5 protein-coding genes are annotated in these 5597 nt (G+C 68.7%); all 5 read right to left on the reverse strand.

Translation table 11 applies throughout. The features are described 5' to 3' along the window. On the reverse strand, window positions 1-465 hold a 465-nt coding region (locus tag VGV06_16850), incomplete at its 3' end, for a transposase (protein HEV2056811.1). A 289-nt stretch (window positions 466-754) separates the two neighbouring features. Beyond that, the gene (hpt, locus tag VGV06_16855; protein HEV2056812.1) at window positions 755-1282 is read right to left on the reverse strand and encodes a hypoxanthine phosphoribosyltransferase; all 528 of its coding nucleotides are present in this window, start codon (window positions 1280-1282) and stop codon (window positions 755-757) included. Next, window positions 1282-1896 (reverse strand): orotate phosphoribosyltransferase, encoded by a 615-nt coding sequence (gene pyrE, locus VGV06_16860; GenBank protein ID HEV2056813.1) that lies wholly within the window; start codon window positions 1894-1896, stop codon window positions 1282-1284. The genes hpt and pyrE overlap by 1 nt, the downstream gene beginning before the upstream one ends. Then, complete coding sequence (gene pyrF / locus VGV06_16865; GenBank protein ID HEV2056814.1) at window positions 1893-2630, reverse strand: orotidine-5'-phosphate decarboxylase; 738 nt, start codon at window positions 2628-2630, stop codon at window positions 1893-1895. Before pyrF ends, pyrE begins: the two co-directional genes overlap by 4 nt. Further along, the coding region (gene carB, locus VGV06_16870; GenBank protein ID HEV2056815.1) for a carbamoyl-phosphate synthase large subunit at window positions 2614-5597 on the reverse strand (2984 nt) is incomplete at its 5' end. The genes pyrF and carB, both read right to left, overlap by 17 nt.

Here is a 5597-nt window from a genome sequence, read left to right on the forward strand (position 1 = left end):
GTAGAGCCGATAGGTGACCGGCAGGCTCACCGCCTCGTTCGCCACCGATACACTCACCGCCACTTGGCAGTTGTCCTGTTTGCCCAGGACGCCGCAGTACTGCCGGGCCACGCCCACCGAGTGCTGGCCTTTCTTGGGGAAGCCGGTGTCGTCCACGATCCACGCGGCCACGCGGCCATGCCGGGCCATCGGCCCCAGCACCCAGTCGCGCGCGACGCGCAGCACCGCGGCGGCGTCCCAGGGCGCCTTGGCGACGAAGTGGTGCATCGATTGGTGGCGGGCGCGGACATGCCGCGGATCGACGCGCGCCGCCATCGGCTCGATGCTCTTGCGCTCCCCCGGCAGGCACAGCCCGGTGACGTACGCGCGCAGCGGCTCATGGCGATCCCGGTGGCCGAGGGCGGTGGCGAGGTGGTCCACATAGGTAGCGAAGCGGTGGGCCCGTGCCGTCTCGGAGGTAGGCATACGTCCAGCTTGCCAGGATACCCCGCGATTCCCCTAACTTTCCTAACACAGTAGTACTAGCAGGCTGCTGAAAAAGGCCCATCTGCTTCGTTGACGCCCTCGGTCGCACGCTCGTGGCCGTTCGAGCTGAGTGGCGGAGCCACGAGGCGAGGGCTGAGATAGTCGTACGCGCGCGGAATCAATCCAGCCCTCGTCTCGCGACGGCACAGGCCGTCGCTCAACTCGAACAGCGGGGCGTCGCCTCGCATCTGGACCTTTTTGAGCCGCCTGCGAGTTCTTCAGCGGCGTGCTAGGCGAGGCGGGCGATGTAGGGGAGATTGCGATACTGCTCCTGCGCGTCGAGGCCATAGCCGACCACGAAGACGTCCGGGATCTCGCGGCCGACATAGTGCAGGGTGACGTCGGCGGGCCGCTCGCGCCGCTTGACGACGAAAGCGCAGGTCCGGAGCGAGGCGGGCCGACGCGTCTGGAAGTTGCGCAGGAGATAGGAGAGGCTGAGGCCGCTGGCGCAGATGCCTTCGACCACGAGGACGTCCTTGCCCTCGAGCGGCTCGTCGAGGTCTTTCCTGATGCGGACGACTCCGGAGGTTGTCACCTGGCCATACGGGACGATGGAGATGAAGTCGATCGTCGCCGGCACCGTGAGCGCGCGCAGCAGGTCCGCGAGGAAGACGGCGGCGCCCTTGAGGACACCCACGAGGTGAAGGGGCTTGTCGGCGTAGTCGGCCGAGATCTGGAGGGCGAGCCGCCCCACCTCCGCGCGGATCGCCGACTCGTCCAGCAGCACCTCGCCGACGCCGTCGCCGACGGGGGCCATCAGGCGAACCGGCTGGCCTTGATGAACTCGCGGGCTTGCGCGATCGAGGCCGCGTCCACCGCTCCCGTGCGCTCCCATTCGTCGAAGCACTGGGAGATGGTCAGGATGGTGTGGAGCGCGTACCCCTTGGAGGCGAGGAGCTTGCGGCCGCCCTGCTCGCGGTCGATCAGGATGACGAGGTCCTTGACGACGAGCCCCGCCTCCTCGAGCACCTCGATCGCCTCGAACTTGCTGCCGCCGTCCGTGATGATGTCGTCGATCAGGACCACCCGGTCGCCCGGCTTGAACACGCCCTCGATGCGCCGCTTGGTGCCGTAGCTCTTCTCTTCTTTCCGGGGGTAGATGAGCGGGAGGTTACCGGCAAGCGATGCCGAGACCGCGAGCGGCAGGCCCGCATAGGGGATGCCGGCGATGCGGTCGCCCGCGCAGCGGCTCACCTCGGCGGCCATGAGCACGCCGATCCGCCGCAGCACGTCGGGGTAGCAGATCACCACGCGGAGATCGATGTAGAAAGGCGACTTGATCCCGGATTTGAGGGTGAACTCGCCGAAGCGGATGGTCCCGATCTCGAAGAGGCGCTGGATCAGCACCGCGTGCTCGGTGCTTGGGCTCATGCGCGCATCTCGGACAGGATGCCCTCGGCCGCCCGGGCGGGATCGGGCGCGCCGGTGATTGGGCGCCCCACGACGAGATAGTCGGCCCCCGCCTCGACCGCGGCCCGCGGCGTGGCCACGCGCGACTGGTCGTGGTGCTCGCTGCCTGCCGGCCGCACGCCCGGCGTGACGACGGTCCACCCGTGCCCCATGGCGTGCCGGATGGCGCGGATCTCGTTCGGGGAGGCGACGTTGCCGTCGAGCCCGGCCTCGCGCGCGAGGGTACAGAGGTGGAGCACGTGCCCCTCGACCGAGGAGGCGACGTGCAGCTCACCCGCCAGCGCGGCGCGGTCGAGGCTCGTCAGCACGGTGACCGCGATGACGAGCGGGCGGGGAAGGCCGAGGGTGAGGGCGGCTTCGGCGGCGCCGCGGCCAGCGGCGCTCATCATGGCGCGCCCGCCCGAGGCGTGGACGTTGAACATGAAGACGCCCAGCCTCACGGCCTCTCGCGCCGCCCCTTCCACGGTGTTCGGGATATCGTGGAACTTGAGATCGAGGAATACCTCGCCGCCGCGCTTCCGCACTGCCTGGACCGCGGACGGCCCCGCCGCTGTAAAGAGCTGAGAGCCGATCTTGAAGCGGGTCACCTGGCCGGCGAGCGCGTCAACGAGCCCGGTCGCGCGGTCGAGCGAGTCGACGTCGAGCGCGACTATTAACCGATCCGCGGGTAGCCGGTCCTTAGGATCGCGGGGCATGGTAGTCCTGGAGCGGCTGCACGGTCATCTCTCCTTTGAGCAGCGCCTCGATGCCGCCGACCGCCGCCTGGGCGCCGTCCACCGTCGTGTAGTAGGGGATGTTCTGCGTCACCGCCGTCCGGCGTATGAGGTAGGAATCCTTGCGGGCCCGGCCGTCCTCCGGCGTGTTGAAGACCAGGGCGATCTCGCCGCGCTTCATGAGGTCCACGACGTTGGGGCGCAGGCTTTCGTTGACCTTGTGGACCAGCTCGACCGTCATGCCCTGGCGCCGGAGGAGCTTGGCCGTGCCGACGGTGGCCACGAGCGAGAAGCCCATTTCGGCCAACCGCTTGGCCGCCTGCAGCACGGCGCGCTTGTCGCGGTTCTTGACCGAGAGGAACACCTTGCCGGACGTCGGCAGCGGCGAGCCGGCGGCGATCTGCGCCTTGATATAGGCCTTGCGGAAGTCGCGGTCGATGCCCATGACCTCGCCCGTGGATTTCATCTCGGGACCTAAGACCACGTCCACCCCCGGGAACTTCACGAAGGGGAAGACCGCCTCCTTGACCGCGATATGTCCCACCTCGCGCTCCTCGGCGAAGCCGAGGTCGCGGAGGCGCTGCCCCAGCATCACCTTGGTTGCGAGCTTGGCCAGCGGCACGCCGATGGCCTTGGAGACGAAGGGCACGGTGCGCGAGGCGCGCGGGTTGACCTCGAGCACGTAGACCGTCTCGTTCTTGATCGCGAATTGAATGTTGAGGAGCCCGATCACGCCCAGCTCGCGGGCGAGGGCGCGGGTCTGGATCTTGATGCGCTCGATCTGGTCGTCGCCGAGCGAGTAGGGGGGCAGGGCGCAGGCCGAATCGCCCGAATGGATCCCGGCCTTCTCGATATGCTCCATGACGCCGCCCACCACGACGCGCTCGGCGTCCGCGATGGCGTCCACGTCCACCTCGAGAGCGTCCTCGAGGAACTTGTCCACGAGGACCGGGTGCTCGTCGCTCACCCGCACGGCCTCGGACATGTAGCGCTGGAGATCCTCGCGGTCCCAGATGATCTGCATGGCCCGCCCGCCGAGCACGTAGGAGGGGCGGACCAGCACCGGGTAGCCGATCCCCTCGGCGATGCGCTCGGCTTCGTCGTAGGAGCGCGCGGTCTCGCCCGGGGCCTGCTGGAGCCGCAGGTCGGCGAGCAGTGCGGCGAAGCGCTTGCGGTCCTCCGCGCGGTCGATGGCGTCCGGCGGCGTGCCGAGGATGGGCACGCCCGCCTTTTCGAGCGGGACGACCAGCTTCAGCGGCGTCTGCCCGCCGAACTGGACGATGACGCCCCGCGGCCGCTCGCGCTCCACGATGTTCATCACGTCCTCGAACGTGAGCGGCTCGAAGTAGAGGCGGTCGGAGGTGTCGTAGTCCGTGGAGACCGTCTCTGGGTTGCAGTTGACCATGATCGCCTCGACGCCCGCCTCCTTGAGCGCGAAGGCCGCGTGCACGCACGCGTAGTCGAACTCGATGCCCTGGCCGATGCGGTTGGGGCCGGAGCCGAGGATGACGACCTTCTCCCGGTCGGTGGCCGGCGCTTCGTCCTCCTCCTCGTACGTCGAGTAGAGGTAGGGCGTGTGCGCGACGAACTCGGCGGCGCAGGTGTCCACCATCTTGAAGGTCGCCCTGATCCCTTGGCCCAGGCGCGCGGCTCGGACCTCCGGCTCGGTCGCTCCGCAGAGCTCAGCGATCCTCCTGTCTGCGAAGCCCATCTGCTTGGCCTGCCGCAGCACCTCGGCATCGCCGAGCCCCGCGGTGCTGATCTCGCGCTCGAACTCGACGATCTCGCGGATGTTCTCGAGGAACCACGGGTCGATGGCGGACAGCGCGTGGAGCTCCTGCGTGCCCATCCCGCGGCGATAGCCCTCGGCGACGGCGAAGCAGCGCTCGGCATTGGGCACCCGGATCTTCTGGCGCAGCCCTTCGTCGTCGGCCGGCGGCTTGTCCATCACGAGCCCCCAGCGGTCCTGCTCGAGCGACCGGACGGCCTTCTGGAGCGCCTCCTTGAAGGTTCGCCCGATGGCCATGGCCTCGCCCACCGACTTCATCTGCGTCGTCAGCGTCTGGTCCGCCTCGGGGAACTTCTCGAAGGCCCAGCGCGGGAACTTGACGACGCAGTAGTCGATCGCGGGCTCGAAGGAGGCCGGCGTCTCGCGCGTGATGTCGTTCCGCAGTTCATCCAAGGTAAACCCGACCGCCAATTTGGCGGCGATCTTGGCGATCGGGAAGCCCGTCGCCTTGGAGGCCAGCGCCGAGGAACGGGAGACGCGCGGGTTCATCTCGATGACGACCATGCGCCCGTCCGCCGGGTTGACGCCGAACTGGATGTTGGAGCCGCCCGTCTCGACGCCGATCTCGCGGATGATGGCGAGCGAGGCGTCGCGCATCCGCTGGTACTCCTTGTCGGTCAGCGTCTGGGCGGGCGCCACCGTGATCGAGTCGCCCGTGTGGACGCCCATCGGGTCGAAGTTCTCGATCGAACAGATGATCACGACGTTGTCGGCGAGGTCGCGCATGACCTCCAGCTCGAACTCCTTCCAGCCGATCACCGACTCTTCGACCAGGACCTGGCCCGCGGGGCTCTGCTGGAGCCCCCACCTGACGGCCTCTTCGAGCTCCTCCGGGTTGTACGCGATGGACCCGCCCGTGCCGCCGAGCGTGAACGACGGGCGGATGATGAGGGGGAAGCCGATCTTGTGGGCGCGCGTCCCGGCGCCGGCGTCCTCGTGGCTCCGCGCGAAGAAGCCCTTGGGGATCGCGAGGCCGATCCGCGCCATAGCCGCGGCGAAGAGGTTCCGGTCCTCGGCCGTCTTGATGGCGGGCAGCTTGGCGCCGATCAGCTCGACGCCGAAGCGGTCGAGCGTGCCGTCCTCCGCCAGCGTCACCGCGAGATTGAGCGCCGTCTGGCCGCCCACCGTCGGCAGCATGGCCTGGGGGCGCTCGCGCTCGA

This window comes from Candidatus Methylomirabilota bacterium (assembly GCA_035936835.1).
Taxonomy (GTDB): Bacteria; Methylomirabilota; Methylomirabilia; order Rokubacteriales; family CSP1-6; genus AR37.

Bases quoted from the DNA above. Each gene is read 5' to 3' on its own strand.
- hpt (HEV2056812.1), bottom strand. From the start codon at position 1,282: ATGGCCCCCGTCGGCGACGGCGTCGGCGAGGTGCTGCTGGACGAGTCG.
- pyrE (HEV2056813.1), bottom strand. From the start codon at position 1,896: ATGAGCCCAAGCACCGAGCACGCGGTGCTGATCCAGCGCCTCTTCGAG.
- pyrF (HEV2056814.1), bottom strand. From the start codon at position 2,630: ATGCCCCGCGATCCTAAGGACCGGCTACCCGCGGATCGGTTAATAGTC.